General features: G+C 34.7%; 17 protein-coding genes. 11 read left to right on the forward strand and 6 right to left on the reverse strand.

Translation table 11 applies throughout. From position 1 onward, the window contains the following. Positions 1–25 precede the first annotated feature (25 nt). From FEM21_RS09055 to FEM21_RS09065, 3 genes are all read left to right on the forward strand, one after another. On the forward strand, positions 26–385 hold the full coding sequence (locus tag FEM21_RS09055; protein ID WP_035659680.1) for a YraN family protein: 360 nt from the start codon (positions 26–28) through the stop codon (positions 383–385). Positions 386–503: 118 nt separating this feature from the next. Next, positions 504–1,160: an aspartate kinase gene (locus FEM21_RS09060; RefSeq protein ID WP_035659681.1), complete on the forward strand. Its 657-nt coding sequence runs from the start codon at positions 504–506 to the stop codon at positions 1,158–1,160. Positions 1,161–1,411: 251 nt separating this feature from the next. Then, on the forward strand, positions 1,412–2,926 hold the full coding sequence (locus FEM21_RS09065; RefSeq protein ID WP_035659682.1) for a DUF4394 domain-containing protein: 1,515 nt from the start codon (positions 1,412–1,414) through the stop codon (positions 2,924–2,926). An 82-nt stretch (positions 2,927–3,008) separates the two neighbouring features. Here the strand turns inward: FEM21_RS09065 and mfd are convergent, their stop codons facing one another. Together mfd and FEM21_RS09075 are read right to left on the reverse strand one after the other, a co-directional pair. Further along, on the reverse strand, positions 3,009–6,377 hold the full coding sequence (mfd, locus tag FEM21_RS09070) for a transcription-repair coupling factor (protein WP_035659684.1): 3,369 nt from the start codon (positions 6,375–6,377) through the stop codon (positions 3,009–3,011). Next, positions 6,370–7,020 (reverse strand): hypothetical protein, encoded by a 651-nt coding sequence (locus FEM21_RS09075; protein WP_035659686.1) that lies wholly within the window; start codon positions 7,018–7,020, stop codon positions 6,370–6,372. The genes mfd and FEM21_RS09075 overlap by 8 nt, the downstream gene beginning before the upstream one ends. A 261-nt stretch (positions 7,021–7,281) precedes the next feature. Between FEM21_RS09075 and FEM21_RS09080 the strand changes: the two genes are divergently transcribed. The 3 genes from FEM21_RS09080 to FEM21_RS09090 all read left to right on the forward strand — a co-directional run bounded on the left by FEM21_RS09080 (position 7,282) and on the right by FEM21_RS09090 (position 9,850). Further along, a complete protein-coding gene (locus tag FEM21_RS09080) occupies positions 7,282–8,175 on the forward strand; it encodes an SDR family NAD(P)-dependent oxidoreductase (protein ID WP_035659688.1) in 894 nt (297 codons plus the stop codon). After that, entirely contained in the window at positions 8,175–8,972 is a 798-nt protein-coding gene (locus tag FEM21_RS09085; protein WP_035659691.1) for an SDR family NAD(P)-dependent oxidoreductase, read from the forward strand. Before FEM21_RS09080 ends, FEM21_RS09085 begins: the two co-directional genes overlap by 1 nt. A gap of 62 nt (positions 8,973–9,034) precedes the next feature. Beyond that, the gene (locus FEM21_RS09090; RefSeq protein ID WP_035659692.1) at positions 9,035–9,850 is read left to right on the forward strand and encodes a helix-turn-helix domain-containing protein; all 816 of its coding nucleotides are present in this window, start codon (positions 9,035–9,037) and stop codon (positions 9,848–9,850) included. A gap of 23 nt (positions 9,851–9,873) precedes the next feature. On the opposite strand, the gene FEM21_RS09095 is transcribed toward FEM21_RS09090, so the two are convergent. From FEM21_RS09095 to FEM21_RS09110, 4 genes are all read right to left on the reverse strand, one after another. After that, positions 9,874–11,748, reverse strand: coding sequence for a M1 family metallopeptidase (locus tag FEM21_RS09095; protein ID WP_035659694.1), 1,875 nt, complete (start codon positions 11,746–11,748; stop codon positions 9,874–9,876). A 62-nt stretch (positions 11,749–11,810) separates the two neighbouring features. Continuing rightward, a complete protein-coding gene (locus FEM21_RS09100; protein ID WP_035659695.1) occupies positions 11,811–13,436 on the reverse strand; it encodes a S8 family peptidase in 1,626 nt (541 codons plus the stop codon). A gap of 146 nt (positions 13,437–13,582) precedes the next feature. Then, entirely contained in the window at positions 13,583–14,725 is a 1,143-nt protein-coding gene (locus FEM21_RS09105) for a geranylgeranyl reductase family protein (RefSeq protein ID WP_035659696.1), read from the reverse strand. A 68-nt stretch (positions 14,726–14,793) separates the two neighbouring features. Further along, on the reverse strand, positions 14,794–15,651 hold the full coding sequence (locus FEM21_RS09110; protein ID WP_035659697.1) for an MBL fold metallo-hydrolase: 858 nt from the start codon (positions 15,649–15,651) through the stop codon (positions 14,794–14,796). A gap of 240 nt (positions 15,652–15,891) precedes the next feature. Between FEM21_RS09110 and FEM21_RS09115 the strand changes: the two genes are divergently transcribed. The 5 genes from FEM21_RS09115 to FEM21_RS09135 all read left to right on the forward strand — a co-directional run bounded on the left by FEM21_RS09115 (position 15,892) and on the right by FEM21_RS09135 (position 21,356). After that, positions 15,892–16,221 (forward strand): HesB/IscA family protein, encoded by a 330-nt coding sequence (locus tag FEM21_RS09115; protein ID WP_035659699.1) that lies wholly within the window; start codon positions 15,892–15,894, stop codon positions 16,219–16,221. A gap of 97 nt (positions 16,222–16,318) precedes the next feature. Further along, positions 16,319–17,767 (forward strand): Fe-S cluster assembly protein SufB, encoded by a 1,449-nt coding sequence (sufB, locus tag FEM21_RS09120; protein ID WP_035659702.1) that lies wholly within the window; start codon positions 16,319–16,321, stop codon positions 17,765–17,767. 34 nt (positions 17,768–17,801) lie between these two features. Then, on the forward strand, positions 17,802–18,554 hold the full coding sequence (gene sufC / locus FEM21_RS09125; RefSeq protein WP_035659704.1) for a Fe-S cluster assembly ATPase SufC: 753 nt from the start codon (positions 17,802–17,804) through the stop codon (positions 18,552–18,554). A gap of 58 nt (positions 18,555–18,612) precedes the next feature. Then, positions 18,613–19,929, forward strand: coding sequence for a Fe-S cluster assembly protein SufD (sufD, locus tag FEM21_RS09130; protein WP_035659706.1), 1,317 nt, complete (start codon positions 18,613–18,615; stop codon positions 19,927–19,929). Between the two features lie 212 nt (positions 19,930–20,141). Continuing rightward, complete coding sequence (locus FEM21_RS09135) at positions 20,142–21,356, forward strand: aminotransferase class V-fold PLP-dependent enzyme (RefSeq protein WP_035659708.1); 1,215 nt, start codon at positions 20,142–20,144, stop codon at positions 21,354–21,356. The last annotated feature ends 9 nt before the right edge of the window (positions 21,357–21,365 follow it).

Below are 21,365 nucleotides of genomic sequence, written 5' to 3' on the forward strand. Positions count from 1 at the left end.
ACTGACTACTGAACACTATTTCTAAATGGCCGAACACAATGAATTAGGTAAGTTAGGAGAAGAATTAGCCGTTGATTTTTTACAAACCAATGGTTATACTATTTTAGAAACCAATTGGACTTTTCAAAAAGCCGAAATAGACATTATTGCCCAAATCAACGATACATTAGCTATTATCGAAGTAAAAACCCGTTCTTCTATTGAATTTGGTCTGCCTCAGGACTTTGTAAATTCGAAAAAGATAAAACTACTTACGAAAGCCATAGACAACTACGTAGTTGAGAACAATCTCGATTTTAATGTCAGATTTGACATTATTGCCATCCATAAAGAGCATAAATCTTTTGTAATTGAACATATTACAGACGCTTTTTATCACTTTTAACGTTATTTTTTGATGTTATTTTTGTAACAAATTGTTTTTTTAATTATATTTGCCCATATTTTTAACGATTTAACTAAGTAAATCGATTCAAAAACTAAGTAAAAACACTTATTTAATTATGAAAACAGTTTCATCAATTGTCGAGAATTACATCAAAACAAAACCATTTTTATTGAATGCTTTGTCCCTTGGAATTATTAACCTAACCTCTTTATCCCGAAACATTATGTCGGAATTAGAGAGCGAATTTGGAAAAGAAGTAAAACAGGGCGCTGTTGTAATGTCTTTAAAACGATTGACAGAAGAACTGGATTTTAGACTGAATCATAAAATCAATAAAGTAATTAAAAACATAGGCGAAATTACTGTTCGATCTGCTTTGACGGATTATACTTTTTCAGTTTCGGAAACCGTTTTAAACAAACAAGCCGAATTAATTTCAGACATCAACGGATTTCCTGATGTTTTTTATACTTCATCAAGAGGTGTAAACGAAATCAACATTGTGGTAAGCAATACGGTAAACAAACTGGTTGACAAACATTTTTCGAACGAAAAATTAATTCAAAAACTAGACAACCTTGCTTCTATAACGGTAAAATTACCAAAAGAAAATATTGTAGTTCCTGGAATTTATTATTTCATTTTTCAGCGTCTGGCTTGGGAAGGAATCATTATTAATGAAGTAATTTCAACTTCAAATGAATTTACTATTCTAGTTGGCGAAGATCAGGTTGATGTTGCTTTTAAAGTAATCAAAGATTTGAAAAACTAAACTTTTATAGTTTCAATTATAAAGCTTCTAATTTTAAAAATTAGAAGCTTTTTTTTATAATTCTAACATCGTATAAATTTCACTGTTCTTCAGGTTGATTATAGGTCGTTAAAAGTAAATAATCAATAGAATGTTCGATTCGGGAAGTCTTGTATTTTGTCAAGCAAGAAAATATTAAAAATTTTATACTTTTTTAAAACCATAAGTAAAGTTTATTCGTAAATAATGATTTAACGAAAAATCTGATATTTATGAACAAAAGAATTTTTAACAATCGTATCGCTTCATTCCTTTTATTAGGAACATTAGCATTAACCATTTTTTCTTGTAATGATGATAATGATTCGTCAAATACAAAACCAATGGCACCAGATGTAAATTTTACAGTATTGACTAATACAAATAGTATTGTAAAGTATAATGCCAAAGATTTGTCAAAGCCTATTTCTACAGTTGCTATTACCGGTTTGCCAACATCTGAAAAAATAGTTAGTATTGATTATAGACCGGCAACAGGTCAATTGTATGCCTTGGGAACTTCAAGCCGCCTTTATTTTATTAATGAAGAATCCGGTTTGGCTACTGCTTTAGGAAGTGCTGCATTCACTCCAGCTTTAAGTGATGCTAACGCTAGTATTGATTTTAATCCAACAGTAGATAGAGTACGTCTGGTTACCTCAACTGGACAAAATTTACGTTTACATCCTGAACTTGGCACTGTTGCCGCTCCAGATGGCTCTATAAACGGAGGTACAAATCCAACTATTGGAGCTGTTGCTTATACTAATAGCGTTGCCGGTGCTTCTTCAACACAGCTTTTTGATATTGATTTTACACAGGATAAATTATACATTCAAAATCCACCAAATAATGGTACTTTAGAAGAAGTGGGAAGCTTAACAGTTGATTTTGCCGGAGTGGGCGATTTTGACATTTCACCAGACAATAAAGCAGCATTGGCTGTTACTTTTAGCAACAATGAGTCAAAATTATACACTATTAATTTAACTACAGGGAAAGCTGAAAATATAGGAGTCTTTGGACTACCTGTTATTGGAATTGCCTTCAAAACAAATCCTGTTGCCTTTGCAGCGTCTACAGATAACAAATTGTATCGATTTGACCCGACTAATCCTACTATGAATTCAGTGGCATTTATGGGATTAGCAAGTGGAGAAGTAATTGTTGGTTTAGACTTTAGACCTGCAACAGGAACTTTATATGCAATTTCCAATCAAAGTAGATTGTTGACCGTAAATACTTCAAGCGGACAAGTTACAGCTATAAATACTCTAGCAGGATTATCAGGTACTTCTTTTGGATTTGATTTTAATCCAACTGTTGACAGAATTAGATTAGTAAGCAATACAGGGCAAAATTTAAGGTTACACCCTGATTTAGGAACTATTGTAGGAACTGACGGCATATTAAATCCAAACACTCCAGCTGTTAGTGCTGCTGCTTACACTAATAATTTTATTGCTACAACAACAACCAATTTATTTGTGATTGATCACACAACTAATATGCTTTACAATCAAACACCACCTAATAATGGCGTCTTAGTTCCAGTTGGAGATTTGGGTATTGATGTTGAAGCAGAAAATGGTTTTGATATTGGAGGAAGTTCAAACAAAGCCTTTGGGTTGTTTAAAGTAGGGGGAACAACAGCAGTTTACTCAGTAAATTTAACAACTGGAGCTGCTACAAAAGTGAAAGATTTTAATATTTCGGCAACAGCTATGGCAGTTGGATTAGGATTCTAAAATAAAATCCTATGAAAAAGCCCTAATTCGCATTTCTAAATCCGAATTAGGGCTTTTTTTATGAATAGATGACAGAATCTTTTTAACCTTCTCCTAATAGCTCCATCAGTTCCAGAGCTCTTCGGGTTGATTTTACATTGTCAAAAGTCAGTAACAAACGTAAACCTGCAGGAGTTTGTTTTTCTTTCATTTTACAAAGAGAAGGCTGTTTTTGCACAAACTGCAACACCCTATGAAAACGATTCGACTGATAGAAATCAGATTGTTGATCAGACACAAAATAACCAATCATCTTTCCTTGTTTCATTACCAGTTTTTCAATTCCAACTCTCGTTGCCACCCATTTGATTCGGATGCTGTTCATTAAAGCATTGGCACGCGGAGGCAAAGGACCAAAACGGTCAATCAGTTTGTTTTGGAAAACTTGTAATTCTTCTTCATTTTTAATCGTGCTCAATTCATTATACAAATTCAATCGCTCCGAAATATTGTTGATGTATTCGTCTGAAAACAACAATTCAAAATCGGTATCAATCTGTAAATCTTTTACATATTCTTTGGTTTCAATATCATTTTCTACCGGATACAAATCTTTGAATTCGTTTTCTTTCAATTCCTCAATCGCCTCGTTCATGATTTTTTGATAAGTATCGAAACCAATTTCGTTTATAAAACCGGATTGTTCTCCACCCAATAAATCTCCGGCACCACGAATCTCTAAATCTTTCATTGCAATATTGAATCCGCTACCGAGTTCGCTAAATTGTTCCAAAGCCTGAATACGTTTTCGGGCTTCTTCAGTCATTGATGAATAAGGCGGACAAATAAAATAACAGAACGCTTTTTTATTGCTTCGTCCCACACGCCCACGCATTTGGTGCAAATCTGACAGTCCGAAATTATTGGCATTGTTAATGAAAATGGTATTAGCATTCGGTACGTCCAATCCACTTTCGATAATGGTTGTAGCCACCAAAACATCAAATTCCCCGTTCATAAAAGCCAACATCAGTTCTTCGAGTTTCTTGCCGTCCATTTGTCCGTGACCGATTCCGACTCTTGCATTAGGTACCAAACGCTGAATCATTCCGGCCACTTCCTTGATATTTTCAATTCGGTTATTGATAAAATACACCTGTCCGTTACGCTGAATTTCATACGAAATAGCATCACGAATCATCTCTTCATTAAAACCAACAACATTAGTTTCAATAGGGTAACGATTAGGCGGAGGCGTTGTAATTACCGATAAATCGCGTGCTGCCATCAACGAAAATTGTAAGGTTCTCGGAATTGGCGTAGCCGTCAACGTCAAGGTATCCACATTAGCCGCAATGGTTTTGAGTTTATCCTTTACGTTTACTCCAAACTTTTGTTCCTCATCGACAATCAGCAAACCTAAATCTTTAAAAACCACATTTTTGTTGACCAATTGATGTGTTCCAATAACGATATCCAATTTCCCTTCGGCCAGTTCTTTTAAGGTTTCCGACTTTTGTTTGGCAGTTCTAAAACGGTTCAGATAACCAATTTTTACAGGCATGTCTTTCAAACGTTCCGAAAAAGTACGGAAATGTTGGTATGCCAAAATAGTTGTTGGCACCAAAATCGCTACCTGTTTACTATTGTCCACCGCTTTAAAAGCAGCACGAATAGCCACCTCTGTTTTACCAAAACCTACATCTCCACAAACCAAACGATCCATCGGGCGATCACTTTCCATATCGGCTTTTACTTCTGCAGTAGACTTGATTTGGTCCGGCGTATCTTCATAAATAAACGAACTTTCCAATTCGTTTTGCAAATAGCTGTCGGGTGCATATTGAAATCCTTTTTCCAATCGTCTTTTGGCATACAATTGAATCAAATTGAACGCAATATGCTTGACTCTTGCCTTGGTTTTTTGTTTTAAAACCTTCCAGGCATTCGAACCTAATTTATATATTTTAGGCGGTGTTCCGTCTTTGCCGTTGTATTTCGAAATTTTATGCAGCGAATGAATACTCACATACACAATATCATTATCGGCATAAACCAGCTTGATGGTTTCCTGCGTTTTTCCTTCGACCTGAATTTTTTGCAAACCTCCAAATTTCCCAATTCCGTGGTCAATGTGCGTTACATAATCGCCTACAGACAGCGAAGTCAATTCTTTTAAAGTGATATTTTGTTTCTTAGAATAGCCATTCTTGATACTGAATTTATGATAACGCTCAAAAATTTGATGATCAGTATAACAGCTTATTTGATTTTCTTCGTCAATAAATCCCTGATACATTGGCAAAACAATGGTGTTGTATTGCTTGCGGATATTCTCGGAATTGGCTTCGTCCAAAGTTTCGAAAATATCATGAAAACGCTTCGCCTGAGAATCATTCGAACAAAACAGATAATTTTTATATCCGTTAAAATGATGCTCGCTCAAATTATTCAGTAACAAATCAAATTGTTTATTAAACGAAGGTTGTGGCTGAATATGGAATTCCATTTTTTTAGTGGTTCTAAAAACCGCTTTCGAGCTCCACTCAATAATAGAAAAATCCAGAGCCCGCTTGATAAAACTTTTTTGGTCTAAAAACAACTGCTCCGGAGTAGCGTGTTTGATGTCTTTGGATAATTTTTCGAATGCTTCTTCAGCTTTGGCAAATTGTTTATCCAATTGTGCGAATAAATCTTCGGTATTTTGAATACAAATCACCGTTTGCTCCGAAATATAATCCAGAAAACTTTCTCTGTTTTCCTGAAAAACCTTGTTTTCTACATTCGGAATAATGGTAATTTTCTTTTTTTGTTCCAATGACAATTGCGTTGCCACATCAAAAGTTCGAATACTTTCGACCTCATCACCAAAAAACTCAATTCGGTACGGATTATCATTCGAAAAAGAAAATACATCTACAATTCCTCCACGAACAGAAAACTCTCCAGGTTCCGTAATAAAATCGACTCTCTTGAATTCATATTCGAACAAAACTTCGTTAATAAAATCAATCGAAACCTTATCAGCTACATTTACTTTTAAGGTATTTTTATCTAAATCACGACGCGTTACCACTTTTTCAAATAAAGCTTCGGGATAAGAAACAATGACTGCCGGCTTTTTTCGGGAATTGATACGGTTTAAAACCTCAGCTCGAAGCAACACATTAGCATTATCAGTTTCATCAACCTGATAAGGACGACGAAACGATGCCGGATAAAACAACACATCTTCCTCGCCTATCATTTGCTCTAAATCGTTCAAATAATAAGCCGCTTCTTCTTTATTATTTAAAATGACTAAAAAAGGTAATTCGGCTTTTTTGAAAACCGAACGGATAATAAATGAAACCGCCGAACCCAACAAACCGTTAAGATGTAATTTGGCGCTATTTTTTTCCTGTAAAGCAGCTGCAATTTGCAGTACTTTAGGCGAAGTTTCATAAAGGGTATATAAGGCAGATTTACTCAACTCTGGCGTCGTTTGGGTTAATTATTGCTCGTGTACTTGCCGGGATAACGGATTGATTGGGCATCACCGAATTAGGAATCGCTCTTGCTGAATCTAATAACATTCTTCTCATTTCGTCTTCACCTTCTTCCACCGGAATCTTACTTTTCTCAGTCAAAATATCCATTTGACGCTGCAAAGTGGCTAATTCTTTGTTGATTTCACCAACTAATTGTACCACTTTTTTATCCGGAATATTGTCTAAATGGATGAACATATCCAGCAAACGCACTTTTGTAATCAAAACTGAAATTCTGCTTTGTACCTGTGGTTTATTAAATAATTCAGGAACATTATTTTTTAAAGCCATTACTTTTTTAGAAATCGCTTTTGACTTGTGTTGATACGCACTGATTGTTCTCTTTGGTTTTTGTCGTAATTCCTGCATGAACGCACGTAACTCAGTCCATGTTTTTACGCTTTCCTCAGTAGCTTCATTGATGGGTTCATCATAAAAATCCCAACCCTTTTGAATGTTTTCAAAAATGACTTTTTTCTTTTTGGCATCTTTGGCTTGTTCAGCCAGTCTTTTTTGATTGGCTTCTTCTTTACAGGAAACCGTTAAGAGCAGCAGACCAAGAATATATAATAGCTTGTATTTCATCCTAATTTTTATTGAACCGCAAAGTTACAAAGTAAATTAATAATAAAAGAGGCTAAAAACAATTGACACTTATTTAACAGATTATCCAATTTGTGTATGTTCCTAGATTGGATTTATGAATTCTACTCAATCAAAAAACACTTCTAATAAGACTTTAACCTTTTATATCCATGAGCCATACAACAAAATAACTTTGAACCATACAGCCAAGTTATTCGAGCAAATCTAATAGAACTTTGCAGAAACAAAATTATTAGAAAAATGGAAAAAGTTTGGTTTATTACAGGAAGTTCAAGAGGCTTAGGCAGAAGTATTACAAAAGCCGTTTTGGAAAATGGGGACAAGGTTGTTGCGACAGCCAGAAATACAGGACTACTACAGGATTTAGAAGAACAATATTCTTCTCAAATACTGATACTATCATTAGATGTAAGCCTGAAGTCGCAAATACATTCGACAGTAGAAAAAGCAATAGCTCATTTTGGGAGGATAGACGTTTTGGTTAATAATGCCGGATTTGGTATTACAGGGTCAACAGAAGCATTTACAGAAGAGCAGGTACGCAGTCAATTAAATGTCAATTTATTGGCACCCATAGAAATTACCCAAACCATATTACCATATATGAGAAAGCAGCGTTCGGGCAAAATCTTTCAAATAAGCTCTATTGGTGGCAGAGTCGGAAATGCCGGCTTAAGCATTTATCAGGCCGCAAAGTTTGGATTATCAGGATTCTCTGAATCCCTCAGGAAAGAAGTTGAACATTTAGGAATTCAGGTAACATCAGTAGAACCAGGAGGTTTCAGAACGGACTGGGCAGGTACATCTATGACTTATGCTCCCTTTGTAGAAGGATATGAAGAATCAATCGAACAAATGAAAGATTTTTTAAGCTCAGGGAAATTTATTCCAATTGGTGACCCGGAAAAAGCAGCTAAAGTATTTATCGATTTGGTTAACCATCCCCAACCGCCAATGCATCTTGTTCTGGGAAGCGAAGCTGCCAGTATTCTCAAAAAAGCAAACGAAGTTAGAAACGAAGAGTTTGAACAATGGCTACCGGTTACACTTTATACAGACCACGAGGATGCAGCAAAATTCTATGAAACAGCAGAAGGAAAAAATTATTTAATTCAAAAAGGAATAAAATTATAATGGAAACAATGTTAAAAAATAGGCGGGCTTTAATAACAGGCTCAAATAATGGATTAGGTGAAACCATTGCAAAAATGTTGGCCAAAGAAGGCGTTGCTGTAATCATACATGGAAGGAATGAAGAAAGGGCAAACCAAGTTGCTGAAGAAATCCGTTTAGAAGGTGGTAACGCCCAAGTTGTATTGGGTGATCTTTCTACCGATAATGGTGCGGAAACAGTTGCAAAAAAATCCTTAGAAGGAGGCCCTATCGATATCCTTATCAATAATGCAGGAGCCTATGCCCATACAGGATGGATGGATACAACTCCTCAGAACTGGCTAACTACCTATAATCTAAATGTGGTGTCATATGTAAGAATGATACAGCTTATTCTTCCCTCTATGAAAAAGAATGGCTGGGGACGCATTATCAATATCGGCGGCGGTCTTGGAACTCAGCCATTAGCCATCCAACCGCATTATAGCGCAAGTTTAGCAGCAAGACATAATTTGTCAGTCTCTTTAGCACGTGAACTTTCAGGAACAGGAATAACATCAAATGTAGTATCCCCGGGTGCGATTATTAATCTCCAAACAGAACAATGGCTAAAAACGCAAGCTCCTAAACACAATTGGGGCAGCAACTTTGATGAAATTGAGAAAAATGCCGTCAGAGAATTAGTCCCTAATGACAGAGGAAGATTTGGCAGACCGGAAGAAATTGCCGCAGCCGTATTATATTTGGTTGGCCCGCATTCTGACTATGTAAGCGGAGCAATACTTCGTGTTGATGGCGGTACTGTTAAGTCAATTTAGTAAATTTAAGCCCATAATGCAATGGGCTTGAATTTTAATATGAATCATTTATAATCTTTACTATGGACATCAAAAAATCCAACTCCGGAATTATTTATTCCTGTTATCATAACCAGAATAGGGATGGAGAACATTTTGTTCCTGAACACACATTGAGCTTCCAGATAGACGGAAAATTGACATTAAATGATGGCACAAAAGAGTATTCTTCCACAAAAGGATCTTTTCGATTGATTAGAAGAAATCAATTGATAAAATTTATCAAGCAGCCGCCTGAAAAAGGCGATTTTAAATCCATCAGTATTTATCTGGATCAAAAAATGTTGAAAGATTTTAGTTTAGAAAATAATATAGTTGCAACTTCTGTAAAAAAATCAGCCAGTGTTTTGAACATAAAGAACAATACGCTTTTAGATATTTACATCAATTCATTAATTGCCTATACAGATACCGATTATTTAAATAACGGAGCAATTGTAAAAACAAAAATCAACGAAGGTATTTTGTTGTTGTTACAATCTAATGCCGAATTTAAAGACATCCTTTTTGATTTTTCCGAACCTCATAAAATAAATCTGGAAGCTTTTATGAATCAGAACTACCATTTTAATGTTAAACTAGACCGATTTGCTTATTTAACGGGTAGAAGCCTGGCTACATTTAAAAGAGATTTCGAAAAAACATTTAACATCACGCCTCGTAAATGGTTGCAAAAAAAGAGACTCCAACAAGCACATTATCTGATTTCAAAGGAAGGGAAAAAATCTTCTGATATTTACTTGGATTTAGGCTTCGAAGATCTAACCCATTTCTCACACGCCTTTAAAAAAGAATTTGGTTGTTCTCCCAAAAAAATTATTCCCAACTTTTATTTATAACAAAATAATAAAAACAGAAATCCTTACTTCAGCTCAAAAACATTATTATCCAATTTTACGTCGGCCATTAAACCGCTTGGGTCAATGGTTATTTTTTTGATGCTGTTTTTAGGTTTTCCAATACTAAATTCATATTTCGGATTTGCCCAAGCCCAATCGCTCAAAACCGTTCTTTTAATGGCTAGATTGGGATTAGCTTTTTCAAAATACATCATTCGTAACGGAATATAAAAACTCTCCACAGTTCCATCAACATATTCTACTTGTAAATCTATTGGCATCGGCATTCTGCCTATTCGTTCTAAATTGACTATCGTTTTTTCGCCATCTTCTTTTACTGCTGTAATTCCGTAATCAATCGTGTTGGTCGTTTGTGTCCATTCGGTTAAATACCAGTCCAACTGTGCTCCCGAAACTCTTTCGGCTGTTCGCATAATATCATTTGGCGTAGGATGTTTGAATTTAAAATCGTGATAATACCTTTTAATAGTTTGCGCTAAATTGTCCTGACCAATTAAGTAACCTAACTGCGACAGGAAAATACTTCCTTTGATATACGATGAAATACTATAAGGTCGGTTCTCATCAAATCGATCAGCTTGTGTAGTTTGTGGTTGCTCTTTGCCCGAATTCACTAAATCTACATAAGCGATATAGTTTTGCTTAAACGGATTCTCTACTTTTTTAGCCGCCATTTCATTGGTTACCACATTCTGTACATAAGTTGTAAAACCTTCGTCCATCCAAGCGTGTTTTAACTCATTCGACGCTAAAACATGCTGAAACCAGGAATGTCCAAATTCATGCAATGCCGTACCATAAATTCCCTGAAGCGTTCCATTTCCTAAAATCAGCGTACACATAGCATATTCCATTCCGCCATCGCCACCCTGAATAAAAGAATATTGTTTGTACGGATAATCACCAACATGCTTATTTAATAATCGAAGTGCTTCTACCATCAAAGGCTGTACATTTTTCCAATTATCAATTATTTTCGGATTGTTTTTGTATAAAAAATGCAAGTCAACATCATTAGGTCCTTTGACTACATCATGCAGGTACTCTTTATCGGCCGCCCAGGTAAAATCATGCACTTGCGGCGCAATAAAATGCCAGGTTAGATTTTTAGTATTCTTTGGATATTTTACTTCCAATCCTTTTTCCTGATAACCGTGACCTATTTGGTTCGTATTTTGCAAATAACCTGTACCTCCTAAAACATAATCTTTATCAATAGTAATTTTTACGTCGAAATTTCCCCAAACGCCATGAAATTCTCTGGCAATATAAGCATCAGTATGCCAGCCTTCAAAATCGAATTCGGCCATTTTAGGATACCATTGTGCCATTGAAAGCGCTATTCCTTCTGAATTATTTCTGCCCGAACGACGAATTTGCACCGGAACTTGTCCATCAAAATTTAATGTAAAAGTAGTTTTCGAGTTAGGTAAAATTGGCTTAGCCAGAATAACTTCTAAAATAGTTCCGATAGTTTTAGTTTTTGCCTCAACTCCATCCTGCTTGAAATTACTAATTTTTAAATACCCAATTTCGTTGGGTTTCAAATTAGCAATTCGGTTTTCTCTAACTTCTTTGCCATCAACTTTGGTTTTTTTGACCATTCGGGCATCGGCATCTTTAATATTTTGTGATCTAAGATCCATTTCGCTTCCCGGCTGAAAAGCATTATTGTACAAATGAAAAAACACTTTTTTCAAGGTATCCGAAGAATTATTGGTGTAAACCAATTCCTGATTTCCTTTGTATTGGAAGTTTTTTGCATCCATAAATACTTCCATCTTGTAATCAGCCTGTTGCTGCCAATATGAAGTATTTTGGGCAACCAAAGAAAAAACACTCAATAAAACCAGCGAGAGTAAAAAAAATTTTCTCATTTGTATCAAAATAAAAAATGGAAGGATGTTATGTCCTTCCATTAGATTAGTATTTTTTGAAATTATTTCTTAGCCATTTCATTTGCCATTAAAATAGCATTGTATGCGTTTACGACTTTTCCAGTTTTTGATAATTCGTTAAAAGGACGTATATCTTTTGGATTTCCGCCTACAACTACATTTTTATCAATAGCTAAACCTGATTCCATCAAAATGTGTTTTACTTGTGAAGCTGATAATTTTGGATAATATGAACGAATTAACGCTGCAACTCCGGCTACATTTGGCGCAGCCATTGAAGTTCCCTGTAAAAACTTATAACTATTTTCAGGAGTCGAAGCATAGATTTTTACTCCCGGCGCAAAAACATCAACATTGATTTTTCCAATGTTTGAAAAACGAGCCACAACATTTTTTCCATACTCAAAATTTAAAGCACCTACAGTGATTAAATTATCTGAAATCTCTGTTTTTCTGTCTTCAGAATCATTCGGGAAATTATCGAAATAATCAATGTTTTTAGCATCATTTCCAGCGGCATGAACAATTAAAACATCTTTTTCGGCAGCATATTTTATAGCGTCGAAAACCCAATTTTTATGTGGTGAAAAAGATTTTCCAAAACTTCCGTTGATTACTTTTGCCCCATTATCAACAGCATAACGAATAGCAAGAGCGATATCTTTATCATACTCATCTCCATCAGGAACGGCGCGAGCAGTAAGGATTTCGACATTATTAGCAATTCCGTCACCACCAATATTATTGTTTCTTACCTGAGCAACAATTCCGGCTACGTGAGTTCCATGAAGCGCTTCTTTTTTGTCTGGTCCAATAACATTATTATTACCATAATTAGTATCTGTAATATCATTAGGATTATCGCCAAGAACTTTTCTGTAATCTTTTACCATACTATCATCATTTAAAAGCTCTTCATTCGTTTTTATTTGATTCTGTAGTTCTGTTTTCAAATCAGCAATAGGCATTCCAAAAGAAAACATTCTTTGCATGTACATTTTGCTTTTTTGAACCAAAGTATCTTTAGAATCAATAGCTTTTAATTCATCTGCGGTGTAAACTTCTTTCCCTAATTGTTTTTGAATTGCTTTATCTGCAGTGTTTACTTCCGCTAGCATTTGTGTGTAGCGATTCTTATCTTCCTGCGCATCTCCAATTTTCTTATCATACACTTTCTTAGCTTCCTGATAAGTAACTTCGTCAACTAAAGTTTTGTCTTTAATAATACGCTCGTATTCCAAATGTTCTTTAGTAATATCACCCAGAAAATTCCATCCGTGAATATCATCAACATAACCGTTTTTATCATCATCAATTCCGTTTCCAGGAATTTCTTTTGGATTAGTCCAAACCACCGATTTTAAATCTTCGTGTTCAATATCTACTCCTGAATCTACAATTCCCACAATTACTTTTTCCGATTTTCTGTCTTTCAACAATTCAGCATAAGCTCTGTCTACGCTCATTCCCGGAACGGTATCTTTTACAATATCAAAATGATTCCAACGCTTTAATTGCGTTTCAGTTAAAGCTTTCTTTTTTGTAACATCAACAGGAACTGTAATAGCTGTTAACGATTTATAATTAGGAAGTTGCCTTTGTGCTCCACAGCCTGCTAAAACTAAGGCTGATAATAAAGGAAGAGATAAGGTTTTAATTGCATTCATGTACATTAATTGTTTAATCCATTTCAAATATAGATTAAAAATAAATTTCCTATTCTAAAAAAATCAGGATTAACACTAGATTAAGACATTCATACTTGTTATTGAGTATGTTTTATGGCGACAGAATACCAGAATTAAATACAACTTTAAAAAATTGCCTCTTTAATTCTTTTTCTAATAGAAGCTTTATAATCTTTAGGATAAGTTCTGTTACCCAGAAAAACATCAGTCATCGCATCTGAAAAAGCCTGCCCGTATTTTTTAATGATAATGTTACGTAAGGCTTTTTTATTGTAGAAAAATTTAGCCACAATCACCCCTGTTTTAATTTCAGGCAAAATACTCTGTTCTAATTTTTCCTGATACAATTTGGCTGCTTTATCTGGATCAAGCTTACTTTCAATGATAGATTTAGCTGCTAAAATACCGCTTACTATAGCATTCGAAATACCTTCGGCAACAATAGGATCCGCAAATCCAGCCGAATCTCCAATTAAAAATACATTTTTTTGAACAAAAGTATCTGTTCTGGGAGAAACCGGAATTACAAATCCATGAGCATCTTCGCTTAGAATTTCGGTAATTCCCAAAACTTTTAAATATTCGGCATAATATTTTTTCAAATCCATCTTTTCCTTGTTTTTGACAAAAACACCAACTCCTATCGACAGATGATTTTTCTTGGGAAAACACCAGGCATAACCATAAGGAATGGCATCTACATCAAAACGGACATTTTTAGACAATCGTTCAAAATCAGCCTGGGGCACTTCAACTTCATATTCCAAAGCAGGAATAATCGTTCTGGTTTCCTGCCAGCCCGCCATCTTAGCCACCGGACTTAGTGCTCCGTCTCCCGCAATGATAAATTTAGCTTTCACATCCCCTTCAGAAGTATGAATGGTTTGTATATCGCCAAAAGTAATATCTTCAACTTTGTGATTTTGCAATAAGGTTACTCCATTTTCTTTAGCTTTTTCTACAATTAAATTATCAAAAGCATCACGCATAATCATACTTATTATGGGCTGATCTCTTTTAGAAGTAACTTTTATCGCAGTATTTGCAAAATAAGTATCTACTTCGTAGAATTCTTTTTCAACTGCCGATGAAACGTCAAAAGGAAGTGTTTTTCTCCCTCTGTACACTAAACCTCCACCACAGGTTTTATATCGGGGTAAAGTTTCTTTTTCAATAATTACGGTCGAAATTCCGCTTTTAGACAATTCAAAAGCTGCAGAAGCTCCTGCAGGTCCACTACCTATTATGGCTACATCAAATGAGTTCATTCGTTTTTTTTCAAAACTAAATTAATCCTTACTAAAAACAAAATATTAATTCCAAATTTCATTTCTTATTAAAGTATTTCATCACAAGAAAAAACAGTATCCAAACGCACTCCTTTCTCGGTATGTTTAACTGTAATTATTGGATTATGAGCATCGTGTTCCAGAAATAAATAATAATTATTATCAGCCGCAGTATTCATGAATTTTGTTTTCTCATCCATTGTTAACAGTGGTCTGGTGTCGTAGCCCATCACATAAGGAATAGGAATATGTCCGACTGTTGGTAATAAATCAGCACAAAAAACGATAGTTTTTTCTTTATAATTAATATACGGAATCATCTGTTTTTCGGTATGTCCGTCGGCAAAGAAAATCCCAAAACCTAACTCCGATTCTTTCACAAAATCACCTGAAGATCTTTCGACAAAATTAAGTTGACCACTTTCCTGCATTGGCAAAATATTCTCAGATAAAAAGGAAGCTTTTTCTCTTGAATTAGGTTCGGTTGCCCATTGCCAATGATTTTCATTCGACCAAAATTTAGCATTTTTAAAAGCAGGTTCATAAGCTGTTTTATCGTTATTCCATTGAATAGCACCGCCGCAATGATCAAAATGCAAATGGGTTAAAAAAACATCGGTAATATCATCGCGATGAAAACCGTATTTAGCCAAAGAGCCATCCATAGAATGCGTTCCCCAAAGCGAATAGTAACCAAAAAATTTCTCCGATTGTTTGTTTCCCATTCCGGTATCAATCAAGATCAGTCGGTTACCATCTTCAATTAACAAACTTCGCGCAGCTATATCTATTAAATTATTAGCATCTGCCGGATTGGTTTTGTTCCAAATGATTTTAGGAACTACACCAAACATAGCGCCTCCGTCTAATTTAAAATTTCCTGTTTCTATCGGGTAAAGTTTCATATTGCTTTTTTAAAAAATTCTCAACTAATTAGCATTGGCAATTTAATAATATTGAAAATAGGACTAGGTCGAAAACAACAATTTATTTAGTAAAAAAATCAAAATAAAACATATTCATTCTAAATAGAAACAACAAATAACTAATATCTATTTGGTTATTAGTTATAAAAATGTTATCTATTGTGCAATACGGTTTTTATGCACTATCTTTGCTGATAATTTAGACAAAATCAACACACAATGATAAAGGTTTCTGATACTGCCAAAAAGAAAATCATCTCCTTAATGGAAGAGGATGGTTTTGATGCCGCCACAGATTATGTAAGAGTAGGTGTTAAAAGCGGCGGATGTTCGGGCTTATCCTATGATTTAAAGTTCGACAAAAACAAAGGTGACGATGATAAAATATTCGTCGATAACGACATTACTATTGCGGTAGAAAAAAAGTCTTTTCTCTATCTGGCAGGAACTATTCTTGAGTTCTCAGGCGGATTAAATGGTAAAGGATTTGTTTTCAACAACCCAAATGCAACCAGAACTTGCGGATGCGGAGAAAGTTTCTCTCTTTAAAAAAATAAACTATTGAAAAATTAAAAGATTTAAAGATTCAGAAAATGTTTTACTATTTTGAACATTTGCTTTTTTATCTCTTTCAATACTATAAAAAATGAGTAAATACACAGAAGACGATTTAAAAATCGAACTCGAAAACAAAGAGTACGAATACGGATTTTATACCAATTTAGAATCGGAGACGTTTCCTATTGGTTTAAATGAAGACATTGTTCGTGCTATTTCACAAAAGAAAGGCGAACCACAATGGATGACCGATTGGCGTATTGAAGCTTTCAGAGCGTGGGAAGAAATGATAGAACCAGAATGGGCTAATGTACATTATACCAAACCTGATTTCCAAGCCATTTCTTATTATTCTGCACCAAAAACGGTAGATCCAAATAAAACGCTTGACGATGTGGATCCAGAGCTTTTAGAAATGTATAAAAAATTGGGGATTTCTGTCGATGAGCAAAAAATGATGAATAATGTAGCCATGGACATTGTTGTTGACTCTGTTTCGGTAGCTACTACATTCAAAAAAACATTAGGCGAAAAAGGAATTATCTTCATGAGTATTTCTGAAGCTATTAAGGAGCATCCTGAATTAGTTCGCAAATATTTAGGAACTGTTGTTCCTCAAAAAGACAATTTCTATGCAGCATTAAACTCAGCTGTTTTCTCTGATGGATCTTTTTGTTATATTCCAAAAGGCGTAAAATGCCCTATGGAACTTTCGACTTATTTCCGTATCAATCAGGCGGGAACAGGACAATTTGAAAGAACATTAGTTATTGCCGATGAAGGAAGCTACGTTTCTTACCTTGAAGGATGTACTGCGCCAAGTCGTGATGAAAATCAATTACACGCTGCTGTGGTTGAATTAATCGCCTTAGATGATGCCGAAATTAAATATTCTACTGTTCAAAACTGGTTTCCTGGAAACAAAGATGGAAAAGGCGGGGTTTTCAATTTTGTAACCAAAAGAGGTTTGTGCGAAACAAACGCTAAAATTTCATGGACACAGGTGGAAACTGGTTCAGCTGTAACCTGGAAATATCCTTCTTGTGTATTAAAAGGAGATAATTCAGTTGGAGAATTTTATTCAATTGCTGTAACTAATAATTTCCAACAAGCCGATACCGGAACTAAAATGATTCATTTAGGTAAAAACACTAAATCTACCATTATTTCTAAAGGTATTTCGGCAGGAAAATCACAAAATAGCTATAGAGGATTAGTGCAAATTAGTCCACGTGCTGAAAATGCTCGTAACTTCTCTCAATGTGACTCGTTATTGATGGGTAACAATTGTGGGGCACATACTTTCCCTTACATCGAAAGTAAAAATCCATCTGCTAAAATTGAGCACGAAGCAACTACATCTAAAATTGGAGAAGACCAGGTTTTCTATTGCAATCAACGTGGAATTCCAACTGAAAAAGCCATTGCCTTAATTGTAAATGGTTTCAGTAAAGATGTATTAAACAAGTTGCCAATGGAATTTGCCGTTGAAGCACAAAAATTATTAGAAATTTCTCTTGAAGGATCAGTAGGATAATCTTTTTAAGACTTTATATCAAAACAAAACATTTATGTTATCAATAAAAAATCTACACGCCTCAATAGGTGATAAAGAAATTCTTAAAGGAATTGATTTAGAAGTAAAAGCAGGGGAAATCCATGCGATAATGGGACCAAATGGAGCTGGAAAAAGTACACTTTCGGCAATTATTGCCGGAAACGAAAATTATGAAGTAACCGAAGGTGAAATTATATTAGACAATGAAGACATCTCTGAATTAGCTCCTGAAGAAAGAGCACATAAAGGAGTTTTTCTTTCGTTCCAATATCCTGTAGAAATTCCGGGAGTTTCGGTAACTAACTTCATGAAAACAGCTATTAACGAAACCCGTAAAGCTAATGGTCAGGAAGAAATGCCAGCTAACGAAATGTTGAAAGTTATTCGTGAAAAATCAGAATTACTAGAAATCGATCGTAAATTCTTGTCTCGTTCTCTTAATGAAGGTTTCTCTGGTGGAGAGAAAAAACGTAATGAGATTTTTCAAATGGCAATGCTTGAGCCTAAATTAGCCATTCTTGACGAAACTGATTCTGGATTAGATATTGATGCTTTACGAATTGTTGCTAATGGAGTTAACAAATTGAAAAGCGATAAAAATGCCATTATCGTAATTACACACTACCAAAGATTATTAGATTATATCGTTCCTGATTTTGTTCATGTTTTACACAATGGAAAAATTGTAAAATCTGGTGATGCCAGCCTTGCCTTAGAATTAGAAGAAAAAGGATACGACTGGATTAAACAAGAACAAGAAGCGTAAAATTAGTTTGCAGTTTACAGTTTGTAAAACTTATAACTCCTAACTTATAACTACAAAAATGGAATTAAAAGAAAAATTAATCTCATCGTTCATGGCCTTTGAAGAGCGCATTGATGTTCATTCAGAACTACATGATTTGAGAACTTCGGCTCTTAAGAACTTTGAAACAAAAGGCTTCCCTACTAAAAAAGAAGAAGCTTGGAAATACACTTCGCTAAATGCCATTCTAAAAAATGACTTTACCGTTTTTCCTAAAAAAGACAGTGCTATAGAATTTAGCCAAGTAAAAAAATACTTTATTAACGAAATTGACACGTATAAAGTAGTTTTTATTGACGGAATTTTTAGTTCGCACTTATCTTCTACAACACACGACGGAATTGATGTTTGTTTAATGTCTTCGGCATTGACAAAACCAAAATACAAAATGGTTATTGATACTTACTTTAACCAAATTGCAAGTAAAGATGATAGCTTAACTTCGTTAAATACCGCTTTTGCCTGCGAAGGTGCTTACATCAATATACCAAAAAGCAAAGTAGCTGATAAACCTATTGAAATCATGTATTTCTCAACAGGAAACGAATCGGCATTGATGGTGCAACCAAGAAACTTAGTAATTGTAGGCGAGAATTCTCATGTGCAAATTATTGAACGTCATCAAAGTTTAAGTGAAAATCCAGTCCTGACCAATTCAGTTACCGAAATTTTTGCTCAAAAACGTGCTATTGTAGATTATTACAAAATACAAAATGACAGCCACGAAGCCAACCTGATTGACAATACCTATGTTTCTCAACAGAAAGAAAGTCATGCTTCTGTACATACTTTTTCTTTTGGTGGAAACCTAACAAGAAACAATTTGAATTTCTATCATTTTGGCGAAAGATTGACAAGTACCTTAAACGGAATCACAATCATTGGCGAAAAACAACATGTTGATCATTATACTTTAGTAAATCATGCTGAGCCAAATTGTGAGAGTTTCCAGGATTATAAAGGAATTTTCTCTGATCGCTCCACAGGAGTTTTCAACGGAAAAGTATTTGTAGAAAAAGAAGCTCAAAAAACAAATGCTTTCCAAAAAAGCAATAACATTTTATTGAGCGATAAAGCTACAATCAATGCAAAACCACAATTGGAAATTTTTGCTGATGATGTAAAATGTTCTCACGGATGTACCGTAGGTCAATTAGACGAAACCGCTTTATTCTACATGCAACAAAGAGGTATTCCTAAAAAAGAAGCTAAAGCTTTATTGATGTACGCTTTCTCTAATGCAGTTATCGAAAACATCAAAATACCAGAATTAAAACAAAGAATCACCACTATTATCGCTATGAAATTAGGCGTAAAATTGGGATTTGATTTATAGTTTTAAACAAATTGATACAAAAAGGGCACAGAGTTTTACTAAACTTTGTGCCTTTTGTGATTTTATAAAATTCAGATCACAGCTATTCTGTTTTAGTATTAAAAAGCCTTTCAATAAATTAAACTGATACTACAATCAATCAAAACAAACAATTCGGGCAAAAAACAATTTTAGTTTTAGTACTTTTGTAATACCATTTTTTCAACATAATTATGTTAGACATTCAAAAAATAAGAGCCGATTTTCCTATCCTTAACGAAAAAGTGAACGGAAAACCCTTAGTATATTTCGACAACGGAGCCACTTCTCAAAAACCTCAGGTGGTTATTGATGCTATTGCAAAATATTATCAGGAAATCAATGCTAATATTCATCGTGGCGTACACACTTTGAGTCAATTAGCAACTGATGCATACGAAATTGCCCGTGGCAAAGTACAGAATCACATTAATGCTAAACATGCGTATGAAGTTCTTTTTACTTCAGGAACTACTTTTGGGATTAATTTGGTTGCCAATGGCTTTGCTTCGTTTTTAAAACCTGGTGATGAAGTCGTAGTTTCTTCATTAGAACACCACAGTAATATTGTGCCTTGGCAAATGCTTTGCGAAAAAACAGGCGCTACTCTAAAAGTCATTCCAATGGATGAAAACGGAGAGTTGATTATGTCAGAATATGACAAATTACTTTCTGAAAAAACTAAAATTGTAACGGTAAATCATATTTCGAATGCGTTAGGAATTATCAATCCGGTGAAATACATGATTGACAAAGCGCACGAAGTAGGCGCTGCTGTTTTAATTGACGGTGCTCAGGCTGTTCCGCATTTAAAACCTGATGTCCAAGAATTAGATTGTGATTTTTATGCTTTTTCAGGACATAAAATGTGCGGACCTACAGGAACTGGAATTTTATATGGAAAAGAAGCTTGGTTGAACAAATTACCTCCTTATCAGGGCGGTGGCGAAATGATTAAAGAAGTTACTTTCGAAAAAACTACTTATGCCGAATTGCCTCATAAATTTGAAGCAGGCACACCACATATTGCAGGAGGAATTGTATTAGGAACTGCTATCGATTACATGAACGAAGTAGGTTTTGAAAACATTCAAAAACAAGAATTAGAGTTACTAAATTATGCGACTGAGCAATTATCAGCGATTGAAGGTTTGCGTATTTATGGAAATTCTAAGAATAAAACATCTGTAATTTCGTTTAACATTGAAGGGATTCATCCTTATGACATTGGTACTATTATTGATAAATTAGGAATAGCAGTAAGAACAGGTCATCATTGTGCTCAGCCTATTATGAATTTCTTTGAAATTCCGGGAACTATCAGAGCTTCGTTTTCTTTTTATAATACAAAAGAAGAAATTGATGCCTTAGTTGAAGCTGTTAAAAAAGCGCAATTAATGTTATCCTAAAACTATATT

The organism is Flavobacterium seoulense, from assembly GCF_000695795.1.
In the GTDB taxonomy this organism is placed as follows: Bacteria; Bacteroidota; Bacteroidia; order Flavobacteriales; family Flavobacteriaceae; genus Flavobacterium; species Flavobacterium seoulense.

Excerpts from the sequence above, each read along its gene's own strand:
- FEM21_RS09055 (WP_035659680.1), top strand. The coding sequence starts at position 26 with ATGGCCGAACACAATGAATTAGGTAAGTTAGGAGAAGAATTAGCCGTT.
- FEM21_RS09060 (WP_035659681.1), top strand. The coding sequence starts at position 504 with ATGAAAACAGTTTCATCAATTGTCGAGAATTACATCAAAACAAAACCA.
- FEM21_RS09065 (WP_035659682.1), top strand. The coding sequence starts at position 1,412 with ATGAACAAAAGAATTTTTAACAATCGTATCGCTTCATTCCTTTTATTA.
- FEM21_RS09075 (WP_035659686.1), bottom strand. The coding sequence starts at position 7,020 with ATGAAATACAAGCTATTATATATTCTTGGTCTGCTGCTCTTAACGGTT.
- FEM21_RS09080 (WP_035659688.1), top strand. The coding sequence starts at position 7,282 with ATGGAAAAAGTTTGGTTTATTACAGGAAGTTCAAGAGGCTTAGGCAGA.
- FEM21_RS09085 (WP_035659691.1), top strand. The coding sequence starts at position 8,175 with ATGGAAACAATGTTAAAAAATAGGCGGGCTTTAATAACAGGCTCAAAT.
- FEM21_RS09090 (WP_035659692.1), top strand. The coding sequence starts at position 9,035 with ATGGACATCAAAAAATCCAACTCCGGAATTATTTATTCCTGTTATCAT.
- FEM21_RS09095 (WP_035659694.1), bottom strand. The coding sequence starts at position 11,748 with ATGAGAAAATTTTTTTTACTCTCGCTGGTTTTATTGAGTGTTTTTTCT.
- FEM21_RS09100 (WP_035659695.1), bottom strand. The coding sequence starts at position 13,436 with ATGAATGCAATTAAAACCTTATCTCTTCCTTTATTATCAGCCTTAGTT.
- FEM21_RS09105 (WP_035659696.1), bottom strand. The coding sequence starts at position 14,725 with ATGAACTCATTTGATGTAGCCATAATAGGTAGTGGACCTGCAGGAGCT.
- FEM21_RS09110 (WP_035659697.1), bottom strand. The coding sequence starts at position 15,651 with ATGAAACTTTACCCGATAGAAACAGGAAATTTTAAATTAGACGGAGGC.
- FEM21_RS09115 (WP_035659699.1), top strand. The coding sequence starts at position 15,892 with ATGATAAAGGTTTCTGATACTGCCAAAAAGAAAATCATCTCCTTAATG.
- sufB (WP_035659702.1), top strand. The coding sequence starts at position 16,319 with ATGAGTAAATACACAGAAGACGATTTAAAAATCGAACTCGAAAACAAA.
- sufC (WP_035659704.1), top strand. The coding sequence starts at position 17,802 with ATGTTATCAATAAAAAATCTACACGCCTCAATAGGTGATAAAGAAATT.
- sufD (WP_035659706.1), top strand. The coding sequence starts at position 18,613 with ATGGAATTAAAAGAAAAATTAATCTCATCGTTCATGGCCTTTGAAGAG.
- FEM21_RS09135 (WP_035659708.1), top strand. The coding sequence starts at position 20,142 with ATGTTAGACATTCAAAAAATAAGAGCCGATTTTCCTATCCTTAACGAA.